The sequence below is a fragment of the Brachybacterium sp. GU-2 genome, from assembly GCF_030866705.2.
GTDB classification, from domain to species: Bacteria; Actinomycetota; Actinomycetes; order Actinomycetales; family Dermabacteraceae; genus Brachybacterium; species Brachybacterium conglomeratum.
The window spans coordinates 1,492,823-1,518,537 of sequence record NZ_CP133037.2 but is presented as its reverse complement, the minus strand read 5'-3'; the positions used below and the strand labels follow the sequence as shown (position 1 = coordinate 1,518,537).

21 protein-coding genes, 1 tRNA gene and 1 pseudogene are annotated in these 25,715 nt (G+C 72.5%); 12 read left to right on the top strand and 11 right to left on the bottom strand.

Annotated features, from left to right (window positions below; genetic code table 11):
* Positions 1-18 precede the first annotated feature (18 nt).
* Positions 19-408: a DUF1304 domain-containing protein gene (locus RBL05_RS06975; RefSeq protein ID WP_308740127.1), complete on the bottom strand. Its 390-nt coding sequence runs from the start codon at positions 406-408 to the stop codon at positions 19-21.
* 109 nt (positions 409-517) lie between these two features.
* On the opposite strand from RBL05_RS06975, the gene RBL05_RS06970 reads away from it, so the two are divergent.
* A complete protein-coding gene (locus tag RBL05_RS06970) occupies positions 518-1,114 on the top strand; it encodes a TetR/AcrR family transcriptional regulator (RefSeq protein ID WP_308740128.1) in 597 nt (198 codons plus the stop codon).
* Positions 1,111-1,533 (top strand): organic hydroperoxide resistance protein, encoded by a 423-nt coding sequence (locus tag RBL05_RS06965; RefSeq protein WP_010550080.1) that lies wholly within the window; start codon positions 1,111-1,113, stop codon positions 1,531-1,533. Before RBL05_RS06970 ends, RBL05_RS06965 begins: the two co-directional genes overlap by 4 nt.
* Before the next feature lie 110 nt (positions 1,534-1,643).
* On the opposite strand, the gene RBL05_RS06960 is transcribed toward RBL05_RS06965, so the two are convergent.
* The 6 genes and pseudogenes from RBL05_RS06960 to RBL05_RS06935 form a co-directional block, all read right to left on the bottom strand.
* Positions 1,644-2,621, bottom strand: coding sequence for a zinc-binding dehydrogenase (locus tag RBL05_RS06960; protein WP_308740129.1), 978 nt, complete (start codon positions 2,619-2,621; stop codon positions 1,644-1,646).
* 201 nt (positions 2,622-2,822) lie between these two features.
* Positions 2,823-4,288 (bottom strand): annotated as a pseudogene (locus RBL05_RS06955) (FAD-dependent oxidoreductase).
* A 150-nt stretch (positions 4,289-4,438) separates the two neighbouring features.
* The gene (locus tag RBL05_RS06950; protein WP_308740131.1) at positions 4,439-5,359 is read right to left on the bottom strand and encodes a formate transporter FocA; all 921 of its coding nucleotides are present in this window, start codon (positions 5,357-5,359) and stop codon (positions 4,439-4,441) included.
* Between the two features lie 179 nt (positions 5,360-5,538).
* Positions 5,539-6,564 carry a transglutaminase family protein gene (locus RBL05_RS06945; RefSeq protein ID WP_308740132.1) on the bottom strand — a complete coding sequence of 342 codons (1,026 nt, stop codon included), beginning with the start codon at positions 6,562-6,564 and terminating at the stop codon, positions 5,539-5,541.
* Positions 6,557-8,812 carry a circularly permuted type 2 ATP-grasp protein gene (locus tag RBL05_RS06940; protein WP_308740133.1) on the bottom strand — a complete coding sequence of 752 codons (2,256 nt, stop codon included), beginning with the start codon at positions 8,810-8,812 and terminating at the stop codon, positions 6,557-6,559. The genes RBL05_RS06945 and RBL05_RS06940 overlap by 8 nt, the downstream gene beginning before the upstream one ends.
* 82 nt (positions 8,813-8,894) lie before the next feature.
* Positions 8,895-9,572: an AIM24 family protein gene (locus RBL05_RS06935; RefSeq protein ID WP_308740134.1), complete on the bottom strand. Its 678-nt coding sequence runs from the start codon at positions 9,570-9,572 to the stop codon at positions 8,895-8,897.
* A gap of 160 nt (positions 9,573-9,732) precedes the next feature.
* On the opposite strand from RBL05_RS06935, the gene RBL05_RS06930 reads away from it, so the two are divergent.
* The 3 genes from RBL05_RS06930 (at position 9,733) to RBL05_RS06920 (ending at position 12,921) form a co-directional block, all read left to right on the top strand.
* Positions 9,733-11,823, top strand: a complete 2,091-nt coding sequence (locus tag RBL05_RS06930; RefSeq protein ID WP_308740135.1) for a serine/threonine-protein kinase — start codon at positions 9,733-9,735, stop codon at positions 11,821-11,823.
* A gap of 148 nt (positions 11,824-11,971) precedes the next feature.
* Positions 11,972-12,775, top strand: a complete 804-nt coding sequence (locus tag RBL05_RS06925) for a DsbA family protein (RefSeq protein ID WP_308740136.1) — start codon at positions 11,972-11,974, stop codon at positions 12,773-12,775.
* 74 nt (positions 12,776-12,849) lie between these two features.
* Positions 12,850-12,921, top strand: a tRNA-Thr gene (locus tag RBL05_RS06920).
* A gap of 44 nt (positions 12,922-12,965) precedes the next feature.
* Here the strand turns inward: RBL05_RS06920 and RBL05_RS06915 are convergent.
* The 4 genes from RBL05_RS06915 to RBL05_RS06900 form a co-directional block, all read right to left on the bottom strand.
* Positions 12,966-14,195 (bottom strand): IS481 family transposase, encoded by a 1,230-nt coding sequence (locus RBL05_RS06915; protein ID WP_308740137.1) that lies wholly within the window; start codon positions 14,193-14,195, stop codon positions 12,966-12,968.
* A 272-nt stretch (positions 14,196-14,467) separates the two neighbouring features.
* Entirely contained in the window at positions 14,468-15,931 is a 1,464-nt protein-coding gene (locus RBL05_RS06910) for a hypothetical protein (RefSeq protein WP_308740138.1), read from the bottom strand.
* A gap of 310 nt (positions 15,932-16,241) precedes the next feature.
* Positions 16,242-18,020 carry a maltose alpha-D-glucosyltransferase gene (treS, locus tag RBL05_RS06905; protein ID WP_263312186.1) on the bottom strand — a complete coding sequence of 593 codons (1,779 nt, stop codon included), beginning with the start codon at positions 18,018-18,020 and terminating at the stop codon, positions 16,242-16,244.
* A 189-nt stretch (positions 18,021-18,209) separates the two neighbouring features.
* On the bottom strand, positions 18,210-18,887 hold the full coding sequence (locus RBL05_RS06900) for a uracil-DNA glycosylase (RefSeq protein WP_308740140.1): 678 nt from the start codon (positions 18,885-18,887) through the stop codon (positions 18,210-18,212).
* Between the two features lie 133 nt (positions 18,888-19,020).
* Between RBL05_RS06900 and RBL05_RS06895 the strand changes: the two genes are divergently transcribed.
* The 7 genes from RBL05_RS06895 to RBL05_RS06865 all read left to right on the top strand — a co-directional run bounded on the left by RBL05_RS06895 (position 19,021) and on the right by RBL05_RS06865 (position 25,714).
* Positions 19,021-19,404, top strand: coding sequence for a DUF3263 domain-containing protein (locus tag RBL05_RS06895; protein WP_308740141.1), 384 nt, complete (start codon positions 19,021-19,023; stop codon positions 19,402-19,404).
* A gap of 62 nt (positions 19,405-19,466) precedes the next feature.
* Entirely contained in the window at positions 19,467-20,051 is a 585-nt protein-coding gene (locus RBL05_RS06890) for a LytR C-terminal domain-containing protein (RefSeq protein WP_308740142.1), read from the top strand.
* 398 nt (positions 20,052-20,449) lie between these two features.
* On the top strand, positions 20,450-22,084 hold the full coding sequence (gene groL, locus RBL05_RS06885) for a chaperonin GroEL (protein ID WP_308740143.1): 1,635 nt from the start codon (positions 20,450-20,452) through the stop codon (positions 22,082-22,084).
* A gap of 770 nt (positions 22,085-22,854) precedes the next feature.
* Positions 22,855-23,421, top strand: a complete 567-nt coding sequence (locus RBL05_RS06880; RefSeq protein WP_308740144.1) for a hypothetical protein — start codon at positions 22,855-22,857, stop codon at positions 23,419-23,421.
* A gap of 229 nt (positions 23,422-23,650) precedes the next feature.
* A complete protein-coding gene (locus RBL05_RS06875) occupies positions 23,651-23,911 on the top strand; it encodes a hypothetical protein (protein WP_308740145.1) in 261 nt (86 codons plus the stop codon).
* A gap of 118 nt (positions 23,912-24,029) precedes the next feature.
* Positions 24,030-25,103 (top strand): TRAP transporter substrate-binding protein, encoded by a 1,074-nt coding sequence (locus RBL05_RS06870; RefSeq protein ID WP_308740146.1) that lies wholly within the window; start codon positions 24,030-24,032, stop codon positions 25,101-25,103.
* Positions 25,100-25,714 (top strand): TRAP transporter small permease, encoded by a 615-nt coding sequence (locus tag RBL05_RS06865; protein ID WP_308740147.1) that lies wholly within the window; start codon positions 25,100-25,102, stop codon positions 25,712-25,714. Before RBL05_RS06870 ends, RBL05_RS06865 begins: the two co-directional genes overlap by 4 nt.
* The last annotated feature ends 1 nt before the right edge of the window (position 25,715 follow it).

Below are 25,715 nucleotides of genomic sequence, written 5' to 3'. Positions count from 1 at the left end.
CTCTGTGGACGAGGAGGGTCAGAGCAGCAGGCCGATCGCCGTTGCGAGCACGGCCAGCAGCGGGAGCGCGCCCTGCTTCACGGCGGCGGCGCGGTGCGCCGGCGAGCTCAGCAGCAGCACGCTCGCGGCGGCGAGCATCGACCCGGTCCCGGCCAGCAGCAGGGTCGCCCCCACGGTCGTCGCCCCCACGAGGACGAGCACCGCGCCGAGCGCCGCGAGCACGGCGAGGAACAGGTTGTAGAAGCCCTGGTTGAACGCCAGCTCGCGGGTCGCGGCGACCTCCTGCGGACTCTGCTCGCCGAACACCTTCTGCGCCTGCGCCCCGCCCCATGCGAGGGACTCCAGACGGAAGATGACCACGTGGAGAGCGGCCGCGGCGAGGGCCAGGATCGAGCCGAGGGTGAGCATCGCGACCTCCGAGGTCTCTTGGAATGATCATTCCACTATGGTGGGTCGTGCCCGGTGCCGACAGCCCGGGCGAGGAACGACGACGAGCAGGCAGCGAGCAGGAGGGGTCATGGGACGACAGTCCGCCTTCGCGCGGGAGGACGCCGTGCGCTCCGCCCGCGACGTGTTCTGGAGCGAAGGGTACGAGGGCGCCTCCATGGCGAGCCTCCAGCGGGCCACCGGACTGAACGCCAGCAGCATCTACCACGCCTTCGGCTCCAAGCGCGGCCTGTTCGACGCCGCGATCGAGGACTACCTCGAGTGCGTCGTCCGCCCCGGGCTCGCCCCGCTGCGCGCGCCCGAGGTCGCCCCCGATGCTCTCGAGCGCTACTTCCTCGCGGCCCGCGCACTGTTCGCGGACTCGTCCGGCCGCACCCTCCCCGACGGATGCCTGCTGGTGAACACCGCCTGCTCCGGGCTCGCCCGGGACGACGGGATCGCCGAGGCCGTGCGCGCCTATCGCGCCGAGCTGCTCGCCGCCTTCACCCGCGGCGCGCAGGCCCGACGCCCCGACCAGTCGCCGCAGGAGCGCGCGCAGCTCGTCGAGACCTGCGTCGCGCTGCTGATCAGCGCGCTGGTCATGACCCGGGTGGACCGGGATGCGGCCACCGCCGCGCTCGACTCCGCCCTCACCGCAATCCAGCACCAGGAGCAAGCACACCCATGAAGCCCCTCTACACCACCGAAGCCCTGGCCACCGGCGGCGGCCGCGACGGCCACGTCGATGTCGCCGAGTCGGATCTCGCCTTCGACCTCGCCGTCCCGACCGCCATGGGCGGCACCGGCGCCGGCGCCAACCCCGAGCAGCTCTTCGCCGCCGGGTACTCCGCCTGCTTCCACTCCGCCCTGCAGGCCGTCGCCCGGCAGCAGAAGGTCGCGATCGACGGCTCGAGCGTCGGCGCCCGCGTCACCATCGGCTCCGAGGAGTCCGGCGGCTTCTCGCTCGCCGTCGAGCTCGAGGTGGTCATCCCGGAGCTCGACCACGACACCGCCCAGGCGCTGGCCGACGCCGCGCACCAGGTGTGCCCGTACTCGAACGCCACCCGGGGCAACATCCCGGTGGTCGTCACCGTCACCGATGACTGACTGATCCGCACGTCCCGCCCGCGGACGGGACGCGACATGCAGGAGCCCCGCCGGGATCGATCCCGACGGGGCTCCTCGCGGTCCGGGGCCGACGGGTCCCGGCGCCCGGCTCACGGGCGCAGCAGCACCTTGCCCTGTCGGCCGTCGGTCAGCGTGGCCGCCACGGCGGCGGCGACCTCGTCCAGCGGGAAGGTGGCCGCGACCGGCAGGGTGACCTCGCCGGAGAGGAGGCCGGAGAGGATCTCGCCGATGAGCCGGCGCCGCACCTCCGGTGCCATCTCCGCCGAGACGCGGGAGCCCCAGAAGCCCTCGACCTTCAGGTCGCGGAAGATGATCGGGCCCGAGGGGAGCGCCATGGTCGAGCCGCCCATCGCCCCGAAGACCACCAGTCGACCGCCGTCCCCGAGCAGGGAGAGCACCTGGCCGGCCGCCTCGCCGCCCACGGAGTCCAGCCCCGCCGCGACGTGCGCCTCGCCGATCAGGGCGCGCGCCTGCTCCTGCCAGTCGTCCCGGTCGGTGGGGACGACGTCGCCGATGCCCTGTGCGGCGAGCTCCTCGACGCCGCTGCTGCGCCGCACCAGGCTGATGACGCGGATGCCGCGCAGTCGTGCGAACTGCGCGACGAGGCGGCCGACGGCCCCGGTCGCGGCGTTCTGCACGAGCACTTCGCCGGGCGCGAGGTCGAGGTGCTCGAGCAGGGAGACGGCGCTGAATGGCATGGCCACGAGCTGGGCGGCGGACTCGTCCGGCAGCTTGGCGGGCACCGGGATCAGCGAGGAGGCGGGGGCGGTGAACAGCTCCGCCCAGGCTCCGGTGATCCCGGTCGCCGCGACGCGGTCGCCGACGGCGAGGCCCTCGACGCCCTCGCCGAGCGCCTCCACCACCGCGACGGCCTCGCTGCCGGCGCCCGAGGGCAGCGCGGGGCGGACGCCGTAGGAGCCGCGGATCGTCCACAGGTCGTGGTGGTGGATCGGGCTCAGCGACATCCTCAGCAGCGCCTCGCCGGCGGCCGGAACGGGGGTATCGGCCTCAGCGGTGCGCAGGACGTCGGCGGGATCGCCGAAGCGGTCGTAGGTGACGGTGAGCATGGGGGTCGCCTCTCGATTGTGGAACAGTCATTCCACTATAGCGGCGGGGCGCCTCCCTGCACCGTGCGCGGGCCGTGCTGTTCCGGGTCTCACAGTCGCGGCCGCGACGGCGCCGGGTGATGCAGAAGGGCCGGGGGCCGGGACCGGTGCTCCGGTCCGACCCCCGGCCCTGCGGCGGGGTGCCTGCTGCTCGTGCGCGGCTCAGGCGTGCGTGGGCTGCGGTGCGCCCTCGCGGGAGACGCGCACCATCTCCTCGCGCTCGACGACCTTGATGCGGGCACGGGGCTCGCCGTCGGCGTCCACCGCGGCGGCGCCGAGGCTCCTCTCGTGCTCGTCCAGCGCCATCCAGCCGTCCCAGGTCGTGTACTGCACGCCCCGGTCCTCGAGCAGGCGCAGGATCGCGTCGTCGTCCCGCTCGGGGGCGGGGAGAGGCGACCGGCCTCGATGTCCTCGAGCAGGCAGGTGATGGTCTCGATCGCGTCGGACTTCGTCGCGCCGATCAGGCCGACGGGGCCGCGCTTGATCCAGCCGTTGGTGTAGGCGCCGGGGATGACGGAGCCGTCGGCCTCTGTGACGCGGCCGGCCTGGTTGAGGATGACGCCGCGACGGGCGTCGTAGGGCACGCCCGGCAGCTCGGAGCCGTGGTAGCCCACGGCCCGGTAGACGGCGCCGAGGTCGTAGTCGACCATCTCGCCGGTGCCCACGAGCTCGCCGGCCTCGTCCAGGCGGGTCCGCTCGAAGCGCATGCCGGTGACCTTGCCGTCCTCGCCGAGCACCTCGACGGGGCGGTGCCAGAAGTGCATGTGGAGGCGGCGCTGGACCGGCCCGCCCTCGCGGTCCGTCGGCTCCTCGCCGGCGGCCTCGCGGCGCTGCTGCTCCTCGAGCCAGCCGACGAAGGTCTGCACGACCTGGTCGGTGCGCTTGTCGGCCTTGATGGCCTCCCACTGCGCCTCGGTGATCTGCTCGAGATCGCGGGGATCCATCACGACCTGCAGGCCCTTGGGATGGGCGAGCTCGCGCGCCTCGAGCGGCGAGAACTTCGTCTGCGCGGGGCCGCGGCGGCCGAACACGTGCACGTCCGTCGTGCGCGCGGCCTGCAGGCCCTCGTGCACGTTCGCCGGGATCTCGGTGCGCAGCAGCTCGTCGGCGCTCTTGGAGAGCACGCGGGCGACGTCGAGGGCGACGTTGCCGTTGCCGATCACGGCCACGGACTCCGCGTCGAGCTCCCAGGTGCGGGGGTAGTCGGGATTCCCGTCGTACCAGGCCACGAAGTCGGCCGCGCCGTGGGAGCCCTCGAGCTCGATGCCGGGGATCCGGAGGTCTGCGTCCTTGAGCGCGCCGGTCGCGTAGATCACCGCGTCGTAGTGGGTGCGGAGGTCCTCGGCGGTGAGGTCGGTGCCGAACTCGACGTCGCCGAGGAAGCGGATGTCACCGCGGCCGAGGATCCGGTGCAGGGCGGTGATGATGCCCTTGATGCGCGGATGGTCCGGGGCGACGCCGTAGCGGATCAGGCCGAACGGGGCGGGGAAGCGGTCGAACAGGTCGATGCTGACCTCGAGCTCGCCGCTCTTGACCGGGGCGGAGCGCAGCAGGGTCTCTGCGGCGTACACACCGGCGGGGCCGGAGCCGATGACGGCCAGGCGGAAGGGCTGCTGGGAGGAGGACATCACACCTCGGTCTCGTGGCGCCGTGGCGCCGGGTCGCAATGATTTCCGCACCACTCTATATGCGGAATTCGTCATCACCCCGGTCACTGTGAGCCGCTCGACGCCACGACCGGCGGCTCCTGCGATCGCGAGGGAGCCGCCGGGCGGGTCTCAGCTCTTCGCGAGGTCCTCGGCGCCGCGGCGGTGGATCGACCAGAAGTACGCACCGACCAGCACCGCGCCGCCGACGATGTTGCCCAGCAGCACGGGGATGAGGTTGTCCCAGATCACGGCGCCGACCGTGATCGAGGAGTAGTCCCCGAGCGACTTCCCGGCCTCGGTCAGCGCCTCGCCCTCCCAGAAGCCGGCGCCGGCGCCGTACTTGACCAGCAGGCCCATGGGGAGCATGAACATGTTCGCGACCGAGTGCTCGAAGCCGGTGGCGACGAACAGCGCGACGGGGCCGGCGACGGCGAGGATCTTGTCGGCGACGGTCTTGCCGGCCGTCGCCGCCCACACGGCCAGGCACACGGCGAAGTTCGCGAGCACGCCGAGGAAGAAGGCCTGGTGCCAGTCGTGGGAGACCTTCGCCTGGGTGGTGTCCAGCACCACCATCCCCCAGGCGGAGCCGTTGGTGGCGTGGGTGCCGGCGAGGAGGATCAGCAGCGCGACCGTGACCGAGCCGATCAGGTTGCCGCCCGCGGAGACGCCCCAGTGACGCAGCATCTGCCCGGTCGTGATCCGGCGGGACAGGCGCGGCATGGAGGTCATCGTGGTGCCGGTGAACAGGTCGGAGCCGCTGATCACCACGAGGCCCAGGCCGACGGAGAAGACGACGCCGCCGATCAGCTTCGCGATCCCGACGGGCCACTCGCCCATGCCCTGCTGCGAGGTCACCATGAACACGAAGCCGAGCGCGATGAAGGCGCCGCCGCTGAGGGACGCGAGGAACATCTTCCCCAGCGGCGCCGTCGCCTTCGCGAACATCGCGTCCTCGAGCGCCTTGGTGAGGGGCTTCGGAGCGGTCGCGGCGGTGGACGGTGCGGGCGCCGGCGCGGCGGCCGCGCGGGGTTCGGGAGCTGGGCTGGTCATTGGAGGAGGTCCTTCGTTGGAGACGGGGTGGGGAGGGCCGTCCCCGCGCTGCGAGGGGACGGAGGTCCGGTGGTCGGCCGCCGTGCCGCGCGGTGCGGCACGAGGGGAGCCGGGCGGGTTCCCCTGCGGTGACCAGGAGCCAGGGTACGCCCGGTCCGGCGCGGCGGAGGGGACCTTCGTCAGTCGGCGGACTCGGTCCCCGCCGTCTCGGGCACGACGCCGACGGCGACCCTCAGGGTGCTGCTGGCCCCGGGCGGGCCGACCACGATGCCCTTCAGCGGCGGCACGTCCGCGTAGTCCCGGCCCCAGGCCGTGGTGACGAAGCGCTGGTCCACGAAGGTGCGGTTGGTGGGATCGATGTCGACCCATCCCGTGCCGGGCACGAGCACGCTCAGCCAGGCGTGCGAGGCGGCCGAGCCGATCATCTGCCCGGCCGGCTCGGTGCCCAGCGCCCCGCCGGCCGACGGGGCGGTGCGCAGGTAGCCGGAGACGTACCGGGCGGCGAGCCCCGCCTCCCGCACCGCGGCGACGCCCACATGGGAGAAGTCCTGGCAGACGCCGTGCCGAGCCCCCAGCACCTCCTCGAGGGTGGAGGTGACGGTGGTGGCCGCGGAGTCGTAGGTGAACTCGGTGTGGATCAGCGCCGTCAGCTCCGCGAGGCACTCGCCGACGGCGCGTCCCGGCCGGAACACCTCGGCGCTGATCTCCCGCGCGGCGGTCCCGCCCGGGACCCGCGGGGAGGGGTGGACGAAGTCCAGGCTCGCCCCGGGCATCGGCGCGCCCCAGTGCTCGGGGGTGCACTGCTCCCAGGGACGGGACATCGGCTCGAGCCCGTAGCGGCGCTCGGCGACGGAGACCCGGGCGTGGGAGTGCACGTCGAGCTGCTCGTGCGGGGCGTCGACCAGGAGATAGGTCGAGGAGTTCCCGTAGAAGTCGGTGTGCGCGGTGAGGCGGGCGGGCGCCGGATCGACGACCACCTCGTGCGAGAGCACGCGCTGGTGCGGGGTGGCGCGCGGCTCGACGTGGGCGCGGCCGTAGTTGCGGGTGACCGGCTTCGCGTAGCGGTAGGAGGTGAGGTGGTGGACCCGGTAGTGCACCGGGTCCAGGGCGGGGGCGTCCTCCTGGCGCAGCGGGATCAGCGGACGCGCGCCGTGAGGGGTCGCGCCGTCCTGTCCGGGCCGGGCGTCGGGTGCGTTCTCAGACATCGTCGACCCCCCATCGCGAGGTGGATTCCGAGGCGCGGAAGAAGCGGTCCTCGAGGGCGGTGGCGAGGGTGCGCAGGGACTCCGTCGCCGCGTCGATCTCCGCCAGCAGCGCGGTGGGCGCGTCCTCACCGGCGGGCGCGCCCGGCAGCGGGCGCAGCAGCTCGTGCGGCTCCCAGGCGGCGAGGCGGGTGCGCAGCGCCGACATCGGTGCGCGCAGCTCGGGGGAGGGCGCGGTCTCGGGCAGCCGGTCCAGGGCCTGGCCGAGCCGGTCCAGCTGGAAGGCGAGCGAGCGCGGCAGCGTGGTGTCGCTGAGCAGCAGCTCGACCAACAGCTCCGGCTGCACGGCGGCGTGGAAGGAGCGGCGGTAGGAGGCGCCGGACTCGGTGATCAGTGCGACCGCGTTCGCGATCCGCTCCTCCGCGGCGCGGCCGCGGCGATGGCCGAGGGCCGCGCGCAGCAGCGCCAGCAGGCTCATCGTCCTCTCGATCTTGCGGCCGATCTCGGTGAGGTCCCAGCCGAGGTCGCGGGGCATCGCGTCGGCGACCGCGCCGGAGAGGGTCAGGCAGCCGTCGACGATGTCGGTGAGCCACTGCTCCAGCGGGCGCGGGTCCACGATCCCGCCGCGCACCTGGAGCCGCATCCGCGTGATCACCGGCCACACGTCGTCGGAGATGAGGTCGCGCAGGGTGCGGGTGGTGTGGGCGAGCGCCGCGGCGGACTGCGCGAGGGAGCCGGGCCTGCCGACGTCCCCCAGCAGGCTCTCGATCTCCAGCCGCACCGCCTCGCCGTCGCGGAGGTCCAGGTCGTGGAAGCCGGGATAGGTGGTGGTCACCTCGGTCACCGCCCGCAGCAGCACCGTGCGGGCGGTGCGGGCGCTGCGGCTGTGCTCGGCGTCGAGGTCGTTGGAGGTGTCCAGCACGGTGCGCAGCAGGCGGGCGGTGGAGTCGACGCGCTCGAGATAGCGGCCGAACCAGAACAGGTCCGAGCCGACCGAACGGGTCATCGTGGGGTAGGCGGAGACGCTCGCGCGCCGCGACGCCGGCTCCATGGCCGGGCGGCCGGTCGGCTCCTCGTCGGGGACCGCGGACGTGTCGGGGACGGCGACCCACACGTCCTTGAGCGCCTCGGGGCCCTCGTCGGCCGTGCGCGCGATCCCGCCGGGCAGCACCTCGAAGCCGTCCTCGGTCCCCATCACCAGCAGGCTCAGCGTCACGGGCCGTCCCGTGAGCTCCTCGCCGCCCGACGGGTCCAGGGAGGGCCACAGCGCAGGGGCGGCGTCCGCGGGTGCGGGCCGCAGCTGCAGGTCCTCGTGCAGCATCTGCCGGCACAGGTCGGGCAGCGCCGCGCGCAGGGCCGGGTTCTCGAGCAGGCCCGCGCCCAGCGGGTTCAGGATCTCCACCTCGCCGCAGCGCGCCGCCTCGACCAGGCCCGTCACACCGCCCAGCGGCGTCGGCCCGAGGTCCAGGGGGTCCAGCAGCGGCGAGGGGACCAGCCGCAGCACCGCGTCGACCGGCTCGCCCGGGGCGGAGGCGAGGCCCGACAGGCGCAGGGTCACGGCGCCCGCACCGGCGCGCAGGTCCCCGACCGACACCGTCGGCGCGCCCAGCAGGTTCGCCAGCCAGCTGTGGTCGAAGGCGGCCAGCGGCTCCTCCGCGTCCTCGAGGAGCACGACGGGGCGCCCGGCGCGCCCGTCGGCCCGGGTGCGCTGATGGAAGGACGTGCGCAGCGTGTCGAAGAAGGGGTGGAGACGGCGCATCTCCGTGCTGCGGTACAGCGACGGCGCGCTGCGGGAGAGCACCCGCCGCAGCTCGAGGGTGAGGCCCGCGCCGCGGGGGACGTCCACCGCGTCCCCGTGCACCACCCAGGCGCCCTCGGCGGTGCGGGAGACGGTGGTGCTGACGGCGAAGAGGTGGTGGGCGCCGCGGGCGGGGATCCCCACCGCCGGGCGCAGGTAGGCGAGGTCCGCGAGCAGCTCGGCCGCCGGTGCGACCTCGGTGTCGAGCACGGTGCGCGGTCCGTACAGGTCCGCGTACAGGGCGTCCAGCAGCCGCACCCGCTGCACGAGCCCCGCCGACAGCTCCGCCCAGGACTCCGCGTCCAGCACGACGGGCACCGGGTCGAGGGCGGGGGACGGGGCGGAGACGTCGGCCGCGAACATCGTCGCGGCGCTCGCCGCCGCCCGCCGTCGACCCGTGGGGCCGAGGGCGGTGAGCTCCTCGGCCAGGGCCTGCGGATGCGTGATGGTCACCGGGACATCGTAGACACGCGGCCCGGACGTGCGGTGACGGCGGGGCCGAGCGGTCGGCCCCGCCGGGTCGCCGCGGGCACGCTCAGGAGGCGGCGACCACCGGCGCGCCCTCGGAGGGCTGGACGACGACGAAGCCCGGGCCGTGGAAGCCCAGCTGGAAGGACTCCCCGGAGCCGCGGCCGATCAGCGAGCCCATCTTGAAGTCGTTCTTGATCTGCGGCTGGAGGTTCGCGGACCAGCACACCGCGGCCTGCGGATCCACGAAGGTGGGCTGCTGGGAGCAGTCCAGCAGCATCGGCGGCCCGTCGGAGGTGACCGCGACCATCCCCTGCCCCTGCAGGAACAGGTTGAACAGGCCGCCGGCCATGAAGCCTGCCCCGCCCAGCGAGCGGATGTCCCACTGGATCGAGGAGTCGAAGGCGAGCATGTTGCGGGTGTTGAGGGTCAGCGCGTCGCCCTCCAGCTGGAGCAGGAAGATCTCGTTGTTCTGGCGGGCGAAGAAGATCTCGCCCTGGCCGCGGGTGCGCATCATGTTCCCGCCCTCGCCGGTGGCCATCTTCTTCAGCAGCTTCATGCCGCCGCCGGAGCCCTGGTAGGAGAAGTCCATCTGCCCCTGGTAGGCGACCATCGCGCCCGCGGCGGAGATGATCTCCGGGGCCTGCGGGTTCAGTGCGCACCGCAGCATCTTGGAGGACTGCAGCGCCCATCGGTCGTCGGTCTGGCGCTCCTGGTTGGAGGCGTCGAACAGGTTCGAGCGCATGGCCCCTCATTCCGTCGGTCGACCGACATCGGTCGATGGATTCCCTGCGACGCCCACCGCGCCGCGGTGGGATCGTCTCACGTCCGGGGCCGCGTGGGGACCCTGTGGGGGTGCGGTGAAGCCGCCGCTCGCCCGTGCAGGGCCTCGTAGCATGGGGCCCATGTCCGACGCGCGCACGCCCCGACGACCTCCGGCCGCCAGCGATCCGCGGCTGGAGGCGCTCGCCGAGGACTCCGGCTACGAGGTGCTGGGGCGGATCGGCGCGGGCGGGATGGGCATCGTCTATCGCGCGCACGACGCCGACGGGAACGACGTCGCGATCAAGATGCTGCGCCACGAGATCGCCGACGACCCCCGGGCGAGGGAGCGGCTGGCCCGCGAGGTCGCCGCCCAGCAGCGGGTGCGCAACGACAACATCGTGCGGATCCTGGACGCGGAGCTGGAGTCCTCCGACGCCTTCGTGGTCACCGAGTTCGTGCCCGGGCCGACGCTCGAGGACGCGGTGCGCACGCACGGCGGCCTGCACCCCGAGGCGGTGCGCGAGGTGGGCCTGGTGCTGGGGGAGACGCTGCGGGTCATCCACGAGGCGGGCGTGATCCACCGCGATCTCAAGCCCAGCAACGTGCTGCTGCGCGGTGCGACCGAGGGGGACCTCTCGGGCTTCGACCCCGACGGGGACGGCCTGGACCCCGTGATCATCGACTTCGGCATCGCGATCGCCGCGGAGGAGTCGCGGCTGACCTCGACCGGCCTGGTGATGGGCACAGCCGCCTATCTCGACCCGGAGGTGGTGCGCACCGACCGCACCGTCGAGGCGGGGGACTGGTGGTCCTGGGCGGCGATGCTCGCCTTCGCCGCGACCGGGCGGGAGCCCTTCGGCACCGGACGGGCGGACCTCGTGTTCCTGCGCGCGGAGCGCGGGGAGATCGACATCGACGGCGTGCCCACCGAGCTCGGCGACTGGCTGCGCTCGGCCCTGTGCGCCGACCCCGCCGAGCGCGCGACGCCCGAGGAGCTGCTGGCGCGCCTCGCCGAGCTCGACCTGGGCCGCTACGACGACCCCGGCGACACCGAGGCGTTCGAGGCCGGGCCGCGCACCGCGGTGCTGCCCGTCCTCGGGGCGGACGGAGCCCCCGCGGCCGGCGCCGCGACCCCGACGGACGAGGTGGAGGGGACGGGCGCCGAGGGCGCGACCGAGGCCCTGCCGGCCGGCGACGCCGCGACCGAGGCGCTGCCCCGCGTCGCGGACGCGGGCGAGCAGCCCACGGAGACCCTGCCCCGCTATGCGACCCCGGACGATCCGCCCACCGAGGTGATCCCGGTGACGGGCACGCCCACCCGGGCGCTGCCCGTGGTGCCGCCGTCGGCCGGGCCCGTCGGAGCTGCGGGCCCGTACGGTGCCGCGCCGCAGGACGCCTCGCCCTACGGCACGGCCGCGTCGCCGCAGCGGACGGCCCCGCAGCAGCACTCGCAGCCGTACCCGCAGCCGGCGCCGACTCAGCGGCCCGCGCACGGCGGCGGGCAGACCGCGCCCCAGCAGCTCGCCCCGCAGCACGGGGTGGCTCCGCAGCAGCTCGCCCCCCAGCAGATGGCGCCCCACCCGATGGCACCCCAGCAGATGGCGCCGGGGCAGGGCATGTGGGCGGCGCCGCCGGCCCCGCCCCGTCGGCCGCTGCTGGTGTGGACCGGGCACCTGCTGATCGTCGCCCTCGCCGCGCTCGCCCCCTACATCTCGCTCGGCGTCCTGCTCCTGCTCGGCGCGCTCGCCCGCACCTGGGAGCGCAGCCACCGCTCCGTGACCGCGCAGCGGATGCGCGGCGCGACCGGCTCCGGACCGACCTGGGCGGCAGGGCTCGCCAGCCCCTTCCGCTTCCTGCTGGGACTGCTCGAGATCACGCTGCAGGCACTGTTCCCGCTGATCCTCGGCCTGCTGGTGGGCCTGGCCCTCGACGCCGCCTGGACGCTGCTGCAGGGCTCCCCCCTGCCCGACGGGGTCGCCTTCGCGACCGCCATGGCGATCACCCTGCTGATCACCTGGGTCGGAATCGGCAGCCGCACCACCCGCGACGGCGCCCACCGGATGCTCGACGCGGCCGCGCCCGACATGCTGTGGGGCGCGATCGTGCTGGTGCTGCTCCTGCTGCTGCTCGGCGCGGTGGTCTTCGCGCTCGTGGCGCGCGAGGGGATGGTGGACTACCTCCCCTTCCCGCACGGGCCGCGGCTGGACGACATCGCGCTGTGGAGAGGGTGACGACGGCTCTCCTGCACAGGGGCGCGGGTGCTCACCGCGCGGGGGCGGGTGAGGTCGCTCATCCCGTCCGGCCCCGTCCAGGCGGCCACGGTTAAACTCTGCACGACCCACCACCGACCGCTGCCCCAGCCCGGGGCGAGGAGAACACATGGCCGCGTCCGGTCCGTCCCAGTCGGCGCAGGAGCGCCGCGAAGCACAGCGCGAAGCCCTGCGCACGCAGCGCCAGGCAGAGCTCAAGCGCCAGCGCACCGTCCGCACCATCGTGATCGCGGCGGTCACCGTCGTCGCGCTCGTGCTGGTCGCTGCCGCCGGTCTGTTCATCTACCGCCAGGCGCAGCCGGCGGGCCCCGTCGCGACCCCCGAGGGCGTCGCCGAGGACCAGGCCTATCTCCCGATCGGCGCCCCCGAGGACTCGGGCAAGCCGGTGCTCGAGCTCCACCTCGACTTCATGTGCCCCGTCTGCGGCCAGTTCGAGGAGATCAACGGCGCGGACCTCCAGCAGATCGTCGAGAACGAGGAGGCGACCGTGCACCTCGTGCCGCGCCGCTTCCTGGACACCCAGTCCACCACCGGCGACTACTCCTCCCGCGCCGCGAACGCTCTCGCCTGCGTGTGGGAGGACAACCCCGACAACGCCATCGGCTTCCAGCAGCTGATGTTCGCCAACCAGCCCGCCGAGGGCAGCGCGGGCCTGACCGACGAGCAGATCTGGGGCTACGCCCAGGAGGCCGGCGCCTCCGACGAGGTCCAGTCCTGCATGAGCTCGAAGACCTACCAGCCGTGGGTGCGCCAGGTCGTGGACCCCTACGGCGAGGAGACCGGCGGCGGCACCCCGTACGTCGAGATCGACGGCGAGACCTTCGGCTCCGACCAGTGGTCCCAGCCCGGCCAGCTGCGCGAGGCGGTGCTCTCCGCGGGCGGCGAGTCCGCCTCCGACGGCGGCGAGCGCTGAGCCGCAGGCCGCCCCGAGGCCCGCGGGCCTCTACACTCTCAGGGGACCGGCTGCATCGCGGCCGGTCCCCTCTCGCTGGAGTGGCGCAACGGTAGCGCACCTGTCTTGTAAACAGGTGGTTGCGGGTTCGATTCCCGTCTCCAGCTCTCGTGTCCTGAGTCGCGACATCCTTTACGGAGGGTGTCGCGGCTCAGGATTTTTTGCGTGGGTTCGCTGTCGGGTCGGGTGGGGGCTTCTGGCGGCGTGGCCTGTGGGTTCGCTCGAGCGCGGGCTGGTAGTCCTTGGTCGGGTCGATGAGGTGTTCGGCGAGGACTTCTCCGGTCGCGGCGTTGGTGACGGTGACTTGATCGTCGTGGATGAGCATGAGGATGTGCTCGCCGATGTGGGCGCGGCCGATGCCGAGGTGGCGCATCTTTCCGGCGTAGCGCAGTGAGACCTTCCCGTTGCGGTCCACGGTGTCGACTCGGGTGCGCCACTCGGGCTCTGCGAGGGTGTCGGGGGTCGCTTTGGGCAAGGCGGTGTAGGCCTGCTCGGGAGTGCGACGGCCGGTGGCGCGGTGGGGGCGGGCGGTGTTGTACCAGTTCCGGAACTGATCCAGCAGGTCCTGGAGCTCCTCGACGGTCTCGGGGCGGGGCCGTGCGTCGAGCCAGCGGTGGAGGGTCTGGTGGAACCGTTCGATCTTGCCCTGGGTCTGGGGGTGGCCGGGACGGCCGTTCTTCTGCCGGATCCGGTGGGCTTGGAGCAGCTTCTCGAAGCCGTTGCGTCCTCCTTTGCGGCCGGCGAGGCGGGCGGTGAAGACCAGTCCGTTGTCGGTGAGAGTCGAGGCCGGTGCCCCGTTGGTCGTGATCAGGGTGTTCATCGCGTCGACGATCATCGGGCCGGTGAATGCGGCAGCGGCACGGAGGTGGAGCAGGTAGCGGGAGTGGTCGTCGAGGAAGTCGAGGACCTCGACTCGTCGCCCGGTGGCCAGGAAGGCGTGGGTGATGTCTGCCTGCCAGCACTCGTTGGGCAGCTCGGCCTGGAACCGTCGATAGGAGCTGCGGGGGCGTTTTCTCGGGGCGGGGGTGATGAGTCCCTCGGCGTGCAGGAGACGGCGGATCGTGGAGGTCGAGGGGGCGTGCAGGCCGGCCTGTTCGAGGTGCCAGGCGATGGTGAGAGGGCCGGCGTCGGCGCCATCGGCCATCAGCGAACGTCGTAGTCGGAGGATCTCTTCGCGCAGCGCTTCGGGAGTCGCGCCGGGGTGTGTGCGGGGAGCGCGGGAGCGGGGTTCGAGGCCGTCGGGGCCCTCGAGCCGGTAGCGGGTGAGGAGGACGTGGATCCATTGGCGGGAGACGGAGAAGCGGGCAACGGCCCCTACGATGGAAAGGCCCTGATCCAGGACCGAGCGGACGATGACGAGGTTCTTGTCACGGCTGTTCATGCGTCATCGTCGACCCGCGACAAGGGCGTCGTCGATGTCCCGACTCACCGGTCAACGATCACGAGCCTCGAACCGTCGCCCATGCCCCGACTCACCGGTCAACAATCACCCGGAAAGCCCGAGGTCGGACCCGTCAACGATGTCGTGGATCCAGACACCGTCTCCAGCTCTCGTCCCGGTCCCCGCTGCACCGTGCAGCAGCCACGCAGGAAAGAGCCCCTCGCCGGATCGCTCCGGCGAGGGGCTCGTGCGTGCGGGGCGGGCCCGGCGGGTCAGAACGTCTCGTAGGACACCTTGTTCACCGTGAAGCCCTTGCCGGTCATGACGTTCCAGCAGGTCATCCCGTCGAAGCGGCTCGTGCACGCCACGTCGCCGCGCTGTGCGCTGCGGTCGTACTCGAGGGTGGGCGCGGAGTCGCTGAGGAAGGACGAGCCGCAGGCCCGCTCGGCGTCCTCGCCCGCGACGGTGATCGAGAACGGGCCGTTCTCGCAGTCCTCGAGCCCCGCCTCGGAGAAGTCCCGCTCCACGAAGGAGCAGGAGACGGAGTCCTCCTCGAGGTGGCAGCTGATGTTCCCGGTGGGGGAGCGCAGCTCGGTCATCTCCTCGGCGCCGTCAGGGGCGGGGGAGACGGGATCCTCGGTGGTCTCCTCGGTCGTCTCCTCGGTGGTCTCCTCCGGAGCGGCCTCGGCGCTGGTCGTCGAGCTGTCGCGCTGGTACTCCTCCTCGTCGGGGGCGAACAGGGCGCGGGCACCCAGCCCGATCACGAGCAGCAGGATCAGGGCGAGCACGAGGCAGCCGCCGCAGGCGATCAGGGCCCGCTTCCGGCTGCCGTCGTCGGAATCGTGCTCCTCCTGCGGAGGTCGGCCGACGGGCGGCGGGGCCGAGGCGGGGCCCTGCGAAGCCGGACCCGGGGACGCCGGGCCCTGCTCCCCATAGGGGTACTGCTGCTGTCCGTAGGGGCTCTGCCGATCGGTCGGATGCGACGAGGCGGCAGCGCCCGCGGCGGCGGACGCGGCGACGGCCAGCATCTGCCGGGTCGGCGAACCTGGCTGCGGAGCCGGCGAGGCCGGAGAGGTCTGCGAGGCAGGGGCGGCGCCGAGCGGGACCACGGAGGCCTTCGGCGACAGTCGCACCGAGGAGGAGCCCTCGGCCGCAGGCTGTGCGGAGGGCGACGGCTGCGCGGCAGGCGCCGGCCCGCCGACGGGGGCCTGCTGCGCGGGCGGGGCCGGGGGCGGCGTCGTGCCGGGGCGCTCGTCGGCGGAGGCATCGGCTCCCGCGGCTCCCGCACCCGCGGCGCCGGCTGCAGCGGCGCCGGTCGCTCCGGCGGCGGTGCCCCAGACGAGTGCCTCGGGGACCTCGTCCCAGGCGGAGGCGTCGTCGTCGAGCCCGGGCTGCGACGCCGACGCGGGCCGCTCCTCGGCAGACTGCGACTCCTGCGCGGCGGTCTGCTCCGGGTCCGCGGGCTCGGGCTCCTCGTCGGGGACCACCTGGTGCAGCTGGGTGGGCTCGCCCTCGTCGAGGTCGTCGTCCTCGTCGGACTGCTCGGTGCCGGCCTCGTAGGCCTGCTTCGCCCACTGGTTCGTGGCCAGGATCCACTGGCGCGCGACCTCGGGGGCCGAGGGGTTCATGACGATCAGCCGGTGCAGCTGGGGGTGCTTCTCGGTGAGCTCGAGGAGGCGTTCCGGACTGGTGCCCGGATCGGCCGCCTCCTCCGCCGTCGAACGGTGCTCTGCCACCGTGCTCTCCCTTCCTTGCGGGGTCACGGCAGGGCGCTCGCGGCTCGCGGGGGCGGCCTGCCGATCCATGAGAATGGCACATCGGCGCGCTCCGAGGCACTGCGAGGCGGCCCCATGCAGCGGTGACCCGCAGGTCACCGGGGCCTCGCGGCCCGCTCGTCGGACGGTCCGGGGTGCACTCTGACCTGCGGCGACTCCGAGACCCGACCCCTCGAGGTGCCGCAGAGCCGGCATGTGACGGGGGTCTCGGCCGTGGAGGCGGCAGAAGGGGCGCGGGTGCCGTCGGCCCGCGTGCGGGGGCCGGGCGCGGTCAGCCCGCGGTGATCACCGGCAGCGCGGTGGTGGTCGTCGTCGGCTCGCCGTGGGCGTCCAGCGGACGCACCTTCAGCCAGTAGACGCCGTGCCCGCCGAGGGTGAGGGTGAGGGTGCCGGCCTCGTCCACCGCCGGGAACTCATGCCCGCCGAAGAGGTCCCGGACGGTGCGCCGGTCCATCCCGGTCATCTCGAGCGTCGCCGTGACCGGCTGGGACGACAGGTTGAACACGCACAGCAGCGTCTCGGCGTGCGCCTCCGCGTCCTCGCCGTGCTCGGCGCCGTCGTAGGTGCGGGTGAAGGCGAGCACCCGTTCGGAGTCCGCCGGGATGTTCCTGTACGCGCCGAGCCCGAAGGCGTCGTGCTCCTTGCGCACCGCGAGCATCCACCGCACGAAGTGCAGCAGGGAGCCGGAGTGCGCCATGTGCGCCTCGACGTTGGTGGTCGAGTAGTGGTAGACGAGCGACTGGATCACCGGCAGGTAGAGCTTGCCCGGGTCGGTGATCTCGCTGAACCCGGCGTTGCGGTCCGGGGTCCACTGCATCGGGGTGCGCACCGCGTCGCGGTCCTCGAGCCAGATGTTGTCGCCCATCGCGATCTCGTCCCCGTAGTAGAGGAACGGGGAGCCGGGCAGCGACAGCAGCAGGGCGTGGATCAGCTCGAGCTCGGAGCGGGAGTTGTCCAGCAGCGGCGCCAGGCGCCGACGGATGCCGACGTTCGCGCGCATCCGCGTATCGGGCGCGTACCAGCCGAGCATCGCCGAGCGGTCCTCGCCGGAGACCATCTCGAGGGTCAGCTCGTCGTGGTTGCGCAGGAAGGTGCCCCACTGGGCGCCGGCGGGGATCTCGGGGGTGTCCTCGAGGATGTCGATGATGTGGCGGGCGCTGCCCTCGCGCAGCGCGTAGAACAGCCGCGGCATCACCGGGAAGTGGAAGCACATGTGGCACTCGGGCCGCTCGGGGGTGCCGAAGTACTCCACCACGTCGGCCGGCCACTGGTTCGCCTCGGCGATGATCACGCGGCCCGGCCAGCTCTCGTCCACGAACTCCCGCAGCTCGGCGAGGAACTCGTGGGTGGCCGGCAGGTTCTCCCCGTCGGTGCCCTCCTCCTCGAAGAGGTACGGGATCGCGTCGGCGCGGAACCCGTCGATGCCCTTGTCCAGCCAGAAGCGCACCACCTCGAACATCGCCTCGCGCACCGCGGGGTTCTCGAAGTTCAGGTCCGGCTGGTGGGAGAAGAAGCGGTGCCAGAAGAACTGTCGGCGCACCGGGTCGAAGGACCAGTTGCTCTCCTCGGTGTCCACGAAGATGATGCGCGCGTCCTGGTACTTCTCGTCCGTGTCGGACCAGACGTAGAAGTCCCCGTACGGGCCCTCGGGGTCGGAGCGGGACTCGAGGAACCAGGGGTGCTTGTCGGAGGTGTGGTTCATCGGCAGGTCGATGATCACGCGGATCCCGCGCCGGTGCGCCTCGGAGACCAGTCGCTCGAAGTCGGTGATCGAGCCGAACTCCGGCAGCACCTGCTCGTAGTCGGAGATGTCGTAGCCGCCGTCCCGCAGCGGGGAGGCGAAGAAGGGCGGCAGCCACAGGCAGTCGATGCCGAGCCATTGCAGGTAGTCCAGGCGTTCGATGAGGCCGGTGAAGTCCCCGGTCCCGTCGCCGTTGCCGTCGGCGAAGGCGCGCACCAGCACCTCGTAGAACACGGCCTTGCGGTACCAGTGCGGGTCGTAGTCGACCCCCGGGCCCTGGGGGGAGAACTGGGCGGGGTTCAGGGGCATCGGGACCTCCACGGCGGCTGGGACGGCGGACGCGCTTACACCACAATAGTGTCCGCCGCGTCGGCGCGGACCCCTCGGCGGGCGACGGACCGGGCGGTCTCCTCCCGCCCTGTCGGGCGCGGGGCTGCGGGGCCCGCCGCCGCGGCGGGATCTGCGCGCTCTCGGCCCGGGCCCGGTCCCAGCCCGACCTCAGTCCCGGATCCGCCAGTCCACGGGGCCGGCGCCCTGCGCCTCGAGCAGCGCGTTCACCTGCGAGAAGGGACGGGAGCCGAAGAAGCCGCGAGAGGCCGACAGGGGGCTCGGGTGCGGGCTCGCCACATGCGGCACCTCGCCCAGCAGCGGGATCAGCGACTGCGCATCGCGGCCCCAGAGGATCGCCGCGAGCGGCCCGCCGCGGGCCACCAGGGCGCGGATCGCGTGCTCGGTGATCTCCTCCCAGCCGCGACGTCGGTGGGAGGCGGGGGCGCCGGGCGCGACGGTGAGGACCCGGTTCAGCAGCAGCACCCCCTGGTCCTGCCAGGAGGAGAGGTCGCCGTGCGCGGCGGGGACGATGCCGAGATCGCTCTCGAGCTCCCTGTAGATGTTGGTCAGGGAGCGGGGGAGCGGGCGCACGTGCCGCTCCACCGCGAAGGACAGACCGATCGGGTGCCCCGGCGTGGGATACGGGTCCTGGCCGACGATCAGCACCCGCACCTCGGACATCGGCCGGGTGAAGGCGCGCAGCACCGCCTCGCCGGTGGGCAGGTAGCCGCGGCCCGCGCGGACCTCCTCGCGCAGGAAGCCGCCGATCTCGTGGAGACGGTCCTCGACGGGGCGGAGGGTCTCGGCCCAGTCGGGGGCGATGATCTCGGTCAGGGGAGCAGCCATGGAGGCAGTCAACCATCCGCCGGGGGCGCCGTCGGGGCGCGTCGGCCCCTCCCGGCGAGGCATCCCTCACGACCTGCGCGGGGCAGCGGCGTGGCAGCGCGGGGGAGCGGGCGCGGGTGCGTAGCCTCGATCCATGCCCTCCGCCTCCGACGAGCCCGCCCGCGCCGACGCGCGCCCCTCCGACACCCCGTCGTCGGAGCGCACGTCGACGGAGCGCACGGCGTCCGAGCGCGTGCCGTCCGAGGTCGCGCTGCCGGGGCCGCAGGGGGCGCTCACCGAGCGGGACCGGCGGATCCTCGCGCTCGAGGGGCGCACCTTCCGCTACGTCGGCGCGAAGGAGCGGGCGATCCGCGAGGAGATCGGCCTGTCGAAGGTCGCCTACTACGTGCGGCTGAACGCCCTGCTCGACGAGCCGGCGGCGCTGCGCGCGGCCCCCGCCGTCGTCAACAGGCTCCGCGCCCGACGCACCTACGAGGACGGCGGTGCCTCCCTCGGCGGCGACCATCGCGTGGCCTGAGCCATCCGTCTCCGGGGCGTGTGCTCCACCCCCGATCCGGGTCGACCATGTTAAATGGGTCCGTGGCTGATTCCCAGTATCCCTACCCGCCGGACCGATTCGACGACGAGGCGGACGCCGTCACCTTCCACGGCGCCCACCGCGCCGAGCTCCCCTTCTGGCGGGAGAACCTGCTGTACATCATCATCATCGGCGCGGCCGTGGTGCTGCTGGTGGTGCTGCTCTTCGTGATCGGCGGCATGGGCGGCGGCGACGACGGCGCCGAGGGCCCGGCCTCGGCGTCGGAGAGCGCCTCGAGCGAGGCCGCCCCCGAGGAGAGCCCCTCGGAGGAGCCCGCCCCGGAGCCCGACCTCTCCGTGCCCGTCCAGGTGATCAACGCCGGCAGCATCAACGGCCTCGCCGGCACCTGGCAGGAGGAGCTCCAGGGCGAGGGCTGGGAGGACGTCAGCGTCGCCACCGCCGACAGCCCCCAGCAGGAGCCCGTCGTGTTCTACCGCGACGAGGCCGATGCGGACACCGCCCAGGCGCTCGCCGAGCAGGTTGGAGTTGGCGAGGCGCGCCAGAGCGACGAGTACGACTCCCCCCTGACCTTCGTCGCGGTCACCGAGCCCGGTGACGGCGGCGAAGGCGGCGAGGGCGAGGGCTGACCCCTCCCCGCACGCCCCTGCGGCCCCGCGACGCGCCGCTCCTCCTCCGGGAGGGGCGGCGCGTCCTCGTGTGCGGGCCGTGGGGCGGGACGGGGTGCGCGCCCATCGGCGCCGTCCGGCGAGCCCGTCGGCGCCGTTCGGCGAGATGCCCCCGGGCGACGTCCGCCCCGGCCGACGGGGCCGTGTCCGCTTCTCGCGGAGAGTTAGCACTCTCGGGGGCAGAGTGCTTATGATGATCTGGCACTCGGTGCACGGGAGTGACAGCCTCCGCGCACCGGGACCTGAACATTCCGGCCCCGTGAGGGCGTCGGCGCCGTGGGACATGAACACGGAGTCGGCTCCCGTCCGTCGCGGGCACTGGGCCGGGTGGACATCACAGACACGGGAGAGATTCCACAATGGCCAAGCTCATCTCTTACGACGAGGAGGCCCGGCGCGGCCTCGAGCGGGGAATGAACCAGCTCGCCGACGCCGTCAAGGTCACCCTCGGCCCCAAGGGTCGCAACGTCGTGCTCGAGAAGTCCTGGGGCGCCCCCACCATCACCAACGACGGCGTGTCGATCGCCAAGGAGATCGAGCTCGACGATCCCTACGAGAAGATCGGCGCCGAGCTGGTGAAGGAGGTCGCCAAGAAGACCGACGACATCGCCGGCGACGGCACCACCACCGCCACCGTCCTCGCCCAGGCCCTGGTCAAGGAGGGCCTGCGCAACGTCGCCGCGGGCGCCAACCCGATCGCGCTCAAGCGCGGCATCGACCAGGCCGTGGCCGCGGTCTCCGAGACCCTGCTCAAGCAGGCGAAGGAGATCGAGACCAAGGAGCAGATCGCCTCCACCGCCGCCATCTCCGCGGCCGACCCGGCCATCGGCGAGCTCATCGCCGAGGCCCTCGACAAGGTCGGCAAGGAGGGCGTGATCACGGTCGAGGAGTCCAACACCATGGGCCTCGAGCTGGAGCTCACCGAGGGCATGCGCTTCGACAAGGGCTACATCTCGCCGTACTTCGTCACCGACGCCGAGCGCCAGGAGACCGTGCTCGAGGATCCCTACATCCTCCTGCTCTCCTCCAAGGTGTCCTCCGTCAAGGACCTGCTGCCGCTGCTGGAGAAGGTCATCCAGGCCGGCAAGCCGCTGGCGATCATCGCCGAGGACGTCGAGGGCGAGGCCCTCGCGGTGCTCGTGGTGAACAAGCTCAAGGGCTCCTTCAAGTCCGTGGCCGTCAAGGCCCCCGGCTTCGGCGACCGCCGCAAGGCGATGCTGGAGGACATGGCGATCCTCACCGGCGGCCAGGTCATCGCCGAGGAGGTCGGCCTCAAGCTGGAGACCGCCGGTCTCGAGCAGCTCGGCCAGGCGCGCAAGATCGTCGTCACCAAGGACGAGACCACCATCGTCGAGGGCACCGGCGACGCCGACCGCATCGCCGGCCGCGTCTCCCAGATCCGCGCCGAGATCGAGAACTCCGACTCGGACTACGACCGCGAGAAGCTCCAGGAGCGCCTCGCGAAGCTGGCCGGCGGCGTCGCCGTCATCAAGGCCGGCGCCGCGACCGAGGTCGAGCTCAAGGAGCGCAAGCACCGCATCGAGGATGCCGTGCGCAACGCCAAGGCCGCCGTGGACGAGGGCGTCGTCGCCGGTGGTGGCGTCGCGCTGCTGCAGGCCGGTGCGGACACCTTCGGCAAGCTCGCCCTCGAGGGCGACGAGGCCACCGGTGGCAACATCGTCAAGGTCGCCATCGAGGCCCCGCTCAAGCAGATCGCGGTCAACGCCGGTCTCGAGGGCGGCGTCGTGGCGGAGAAGGTCAAGAACCTTCCCGTCGGCCAGGGCCTGAACGCGGCCACCGGCGAGTACGAGGACCTGGTCTCGGCCGGGATCATCGACCCCGTCAAGGTGACCCGCTCCGCGCTGCAGAACGCCGCGTCCATCGCGGGCCTGTTCCTCACCACCGAGGCCGTCGTGGCCGACAAGCCGGAGCCCGAGGCCCCGGCCGCCGGCGGCGACATGGGCGGCATGGGGGGCATGGGCGGCATGATGTGATCCAGCCTCACGGCTGATCACCTGCCGCTCCACCCGAGCGCTCGACGAGCCCCGATCCTCTGACGAGGGTCGGGGCTCGTCTCTGTCCGTGGAGGCGGGAATGGGCAGTACTCCCCATGGTCGCGGCGGGCACCGGCGCCTATGGTCGGGTGCGGGGGAGACATCAACGTCACACGGAGGGGAACCATGTTCCACGGAGCAGACACCGGCCGGCTGCCGGACTTCGCGCAGCGGCTGGGAGAGCTCGGGACGCACGTCGGAGCTGCTCGACGAGGCGACCACCGCAGTGCTGTCCGCGGCCTGGGAGGGGCCTGACGCTGATCGGTTCCGCCAGGAGTTCTTGGATTCCGTCACCAACGGGTGGAGGCAGCTGATCGACCGTCTGCACCTCTCCGAGGACGAGATCAGAGCGCATGCTGACGAACAGGACCAGGCGTCCGACGCGCAAGATCGGCGAAGCCCCGGCGCGAACGGTGGTGGGGACGCCGACCCCGCCGCCCAGGAGGACCACCATGCGCGGGATGCAGCGGATGCTCCGGTGACGGCCAAGGCCGATCGTGGCGACGGGACTGATCCACAGCCGCCGGATACCGATGGGGCGATCGACGGTCCGAAGCTGTACTCGGGGACGGCCTGGGCCCGGGGTGCCGGGAACCAGTGCGGACACGCCCGAACCTCCTGCCTGGAGACCAGCGGATTCGGGCTCGGGCGAGTGGAATTCACGGGAGCCCACCGACGAGGACCGCGAGAACCTCGGCCTCGCCAAGGACATGGTGCTCGGTGGCCGGTTTACCGGGCAGGGCGTCACATCGGACAACCTGCCGCACTGCCTGGACAACACCGGTGAGGACAAGTCGATCGATGTCGATGACATGATCGAGGAGGTCCCGGCGTTCTCCACAGCAGTGGACGAGCAGCGCAGCGACATCGGCCAGGAGGCGATCTCCCAGGCAAAGAAGAGCGGTGCCACGGGACCCGTCACCTTCTCGGTGAGCACGGACTGGGAGGGCGGAGAGGCCTCGTCCAAGGAGAGCGAGAAGTACTTCGACGCCACGGGATCCTTCGACTACGACCAGACCGGCACCGTCCCGGCGTATCCGCCGGCGGAGCCGGGCGGGAAGTGGACCTACGAGGCCGACACGGCGCTCAACGTCCGTGATCGGTACAACTGGGACAGCGGCAAGGGCGTGGAGATCGACGTCCCTGATTGGGTCCCTGGGTATCCGGACAAGATCAACGTGTCGGATACTCAGATGCAGAGACTGCGCCAATCACGTCGTGCGCGGGAGTGCAACATCGCCGGATCGTCGGAGAAGTCGACGCATACCGGTCCCTGAGTGCAGGTCGTGAGGGGTCGATACAGGGGACCGACTTCGAGCGCAGGGTGCTCGTCGACGACGCGGACCTGCGGACCGTCCGGGTACGTCTCAGCGAGGTCCACTGATCGTCTCCACCGGAGCGCCGGAGGACGAGTCCGGTCTGTGCACGAACGAGCGGCGCGGCGTCGGCGCCCGGTTCATCGGCCACAACCGCACCCCGGGGCGGGAGTGGGAGCCCGTCTCCGATGTGATCGCGGACGTCCCCGGGGAGCACTTCGCCTGGTCCGTCGGCCCGGGACGGGCCGAATGGGGCTACCGGATGCGGCCGGCGGACGGCGGAGGGACCGAGCTGACGGAGTACACCCGCACCACCGAGCACCTGGAGAAGGTGTTCGTCGACCGCTACGGCGAGCGGGCGGAGGAGGAGATCCGGGTCCACCATGCGGCGGCACGGGAGGGCATCCCCGCCACCCTCGCCGCGATCCGCGAGGTGCTCACCGCCCGCTGACCTCCGGGAAACCTCCGGCAAGAACCGGCGGTCCGCCGCGTTCGCGGTCAGGATGGGCGGCGTACCCCGTCGAGGACGCCGTGATGCGACTCCTCGACGCCTTGAGGAGGAGGAACGCATGAGGTCGAGGACGACCCCGATACCGCCGACGCCACAGCCGGCGCGGCGCACACTGCTGACAGGGATCCCGCTGCTGGGCGCCGGAGCGCTCGCGCTCGGCGGCTGCGCACCGGACGACGCCGGCGCCGCCACCGACGTCGAGAACATCCTGACGATCTCCCTGAACCAGACCGAGACGCACCCCAGCTATCTCGCGCTGACGGCCTTCGGCGAGAAGCTCGCCGAGGCGACCGAGGGCCGCTGGGGAGCCCGCGTCTACGCCAACGAGGCGCTCGGCGCGCAGCAGGAGGTGGTCCAGCTCGTCTCCGACGGCAGCGTCGACATGGCCGTGATCTCCGCGCCGCAGGTCGAGAACCTCTCCATGGCGTTCCGGCCTCTGAACCTGCCCGGCGCCTTCATGGACATCGAGCACCAGACCGCCGTGCTGAAGGACGACTCGATCGTCGGCGAGCTGTTCTCCTCCCTCGAGGACGAGCGCCGCCTGCGCGTGCTCGGCGGCTTCACCCAGGGCTCCCGCCACGTCTACACCGACCGCGGCCCGATCGAGGGCCCCGACGACCTTGCCGGGCTCAAGATCCGCGTCCAGGAGTCCGACGTGTTCATGGCGCTGATCCGTGCGCTCGGCGCCTCGCCGACCCCGATGGCCTACGGCGAGGTGTACACCGCCCTGCAGGCCGGCGTGCTCAACGGCGCCGAGAACAACGAGGTCAGCTACGTGACCCAGCGCCACTACGAGATCGCCCCGCACTTCACCCTCACCAACCACCTCGTCGGTCTGGACTACGTCATGGCCAACGTGGACCGGATCGAGGAGATGGACGAGGCGGATCAAGCCGCGTTCACCGAGTCCTTCGCCGCCGCGCAGGAAGAGTTCGTGACGCTGTGGGCGCAGGAGACCGAGGCCAGCATCCAGGCGATGGAGGAGGCCGGCGTCGAGATCACCGAGCCCGATCCCGAGGCTTTCACCCCGGCGATCGAGGAGGTGGGGCGCTCCTTCCTCGACAGCCCCGAGGACGAGGACCTGTACGAGCGCGTGCGCGCGCTCGCCGACGAGATGGGGGTGGAGCGATGAGCGCGCCGCGCAGGAGGCTCGTCCAGGGCCTGACCTGGATCAGCATCGCGCTGTTCGTGGTGCTGGTGCTCGTGGTGATCTGGCAGGTGTTCACCCGACAGGTGCTGCAGGCGCCCAGCGGCTGGACCACCACCGTCTCGCAGTACCTGTTCATCTGGCTGGTGCTGTTCTCCGTCGCGATGGTGTTCGGGGAGCGGGGCCATGTGGCGGTGGACTTCTTCGCCCGCCTGATGCCCCGTCCCGCGCAGCGCGTCACGTCCGTGCTCGTCGAGCTCTCGGTCCTCGCCTTCGCGCTGCTGGGTCTGGTCTGGGGCGGGATCCGCGGCATGTCGATCTCCTTCGACCAGGCGATCCCGGGCCTGCCGGTGACCGTGGGGCAGATGTACCTGGCCCTGCCGATCGCGGGCGTGCTCATCGCCCTGTTCGCCCTCGAGGACCTCGTGCGCGCCGCGCGCGGCGACGACATGCTCGCCGGCGACGACGCCCAGACCGAGGCCGCTCTCCAGTCGGCGGGCGCCGACGCGGAGGGCGCGCCCGAGGACGGGCGCTCGTCGGCCGACGGGCCGACCTCGGCCTCTCCGACCAGCCCGACCGAGCAGAAGGAGGCCTGAG